This is a genomic window from Nostoc sp. KVJ20, from assembly GCF_001712795.1.
In the GTDB taxonomy this organism is placed as follows: Bacteria; Cyanobacteriota; Cyanobacteriia; order Cyanobacteriales; family Nostocaceae; genus Nostoc.
The window spans coordinates 1-2,036 of sequence record NZ_KV757711.1 but is presented as its reverse complement, the minus strand read 5'-3'; the positions used below and the strand labels follow the sequence as shown (position 1 = coordinate 2,036).

Annotated in this window: 1 protein-coding gene; it reads right to left on the bottom strand. The window is 44.8% G+C overall.

All coding sequences use genetic code 11. The features are described 5' to 3' along the window. Window positions 1-44: 44 nt before the first annotated feature. On the bottom strand, window positions 45-1,820 hold the full coding sequence (locus tag A4S05_RS30890) for an SWIM zinc finger family protein (protein ID WP_069073594.1): 1,776 nt from the start codon (window positions 1,818-1,820) through the stop codon (window positions 45-47). Between the last annotated feature and the right edge of the window lie 216 nt (window positions 1,821-2,036).

The following is a 2,036-nucleotide window of genomic DNA, read 5'->3' as shown; positions in this document are numbered from 1 at the left end:
CTGCCTTCTGCCTTCTGCCTCCTGCCTCCTGCCTTCTGCCTCCTTCAATCCATATCTCTCTGCTTAAACATTCCCATCAATTTACGTTTACGAGCGTGGGTTTGCATCAAATTGTCCCGATAGCTTAACCAGTCAGCTTTCTTCCCAGATTTCAAGTAGGCATTACGTGCCTTTTTCAACCATTCAACCGCGTAATAGTAGTATTCGGCTTTACCTGCATCCATAATCTTTTCGGCACGGCGACGAGCATTAGCAATCACCCAACTAGGATTGTGAGAGATAGCAGCATCCATAACTCGGTGAATCAACTCTGAATCATAAGAACTGAGTTCACTAGCGATCGCAATTGCATCGTCAATTAGCCCTTCATGCAAGAATATATCTACCTTGGCTGATTCTGTTCCCCAACTGCTATCAGTACGGATAATTCTCAGCAAGTCTGTTTTGACGCTTTCCCAGTTTTCCCCAGCCAATTCTGCCATCTTTTGGTAGTCAACAAAAGAGGGCTTGACTTGAAAAGCCGCCTTGATTGCTAATAAAGCAGCTTCACTATTACCTAACTCCAGAGCTAAATCACTTGTCCAAATCCCCAATTCGTACTGAGAATTACCTGGTAAATTTAATCCACTCTGGGCTATATCTAGCGCTTGCTGTAATGCTCCCTGAACACTGAGTGTTTTCGCTAGGGCAAAAGCCTCTTCCATTGAAATCATTTGGGTTTGAGCAGCATCAATTGCTTCTTCCACCCTACCTAAACGCCCTAGCATTGTTAGATATTGCTGGGTTTGTCCTTCCGCTTCTGCTAAATACAGGTATTCTTGAGAACGTTGCTGACGTTCAAGAATTTTCAGGCGAATTAGTGCCAAATCATCAGCGTAGTCTGGCACATCTTCTTCCCAAGCTCCCCTTTCGGTGATATTACCTTGGAGAACTTCTAGTAGTGGTGGATAATCCCAACCTTGGCGTAAAGCTTCCATAACTAGACCAAAATCAACATTCCAGTCATCTTGCCAAGCTTCTAAATTTATTTGAATATCAACTTTTTCTTCTGGGGTGAGTTCGGTGCTGAGAATTGCTTCACACCAAGCATGATTCAATTCCTCCACAAGTTCATCGTTTTCAGCACCGTATTCTGCAACATCATCCCAATTTTCCACACAGGTAGAGGTAATCGCTTCCAAAATAGCGATCGCATTTTCACCCTCTCCCCGTTCGCTAAAATTTACGGCAGTTTGCACTACACTCAGCAATTCCTCAGCAATTGGGTCTTCTTCATACCCCTCCTCAAAGTAGCGCACGGTATTCTTGAGAATCTGCCGTACTTGCCGCCGAAACGGAATCGGATCAATAGTACTGCGGCGCAGGGATTTTATAGTTGTTAGCTTGTCAGTAGGATTCGTCATCCAACTTACATGGCGATCAATCGCCTCAATCATTGGTGGGTATTCTCTTACCAACTCTTGCAACAGCCTTTGAGTTTGGATATAGTCCAGGCGATTTAGTAATTGTTCTAGGGTGGGGCGCTGCTCAATACTTTCTGAGTTACGGGCACAGACAAGCATCGTGGCTACAATGTGTTTGCACCACCCGTCAAAGTCGTAAGCACAGGTGCAGTTGACTGACGTTAACCCACTGCTATCGAAACTCAGATTGACATGATAAGGTCTAGCTTGAGTGCCCATAACATCTGCCTGAACCAGATGACCACGTTGGGTAATAGCATTGACAGCACCAGCCTTATAGTATGCCTCGCCCCGCTGGAAAGATTTGGCGTTGGCATGACGGCGGATAGTAAATTCACTAATTTGGGGAATAGACATCGAGCGATCGCCTGCGTAAATCTTTTGGATCAATCCTAAATCCAGCTTAGGTGTTCAGCTAACGTGCTGTAAAGAAAAAGGTGTGGGGATTGGGGATTGGAGATTGGGTATTGGGTACTGAGGATTGGGAATTGGAAAATAGTATTTTTGGCGTTGCATATTTATTTGCGGGATGATTTTGCTAGTTTTTTGGGATGGGCCGAAAAGCCACTGGTG

Coding starts and splice junctions, on each gene's coding strand:
- A4S05_RS30890 (WP_069073594.1), bottom strand. CDS start 1,820: ATGTCTATTCCCCAAATTAGTGAATTTACTATCCGCCGTCATGCCAAC.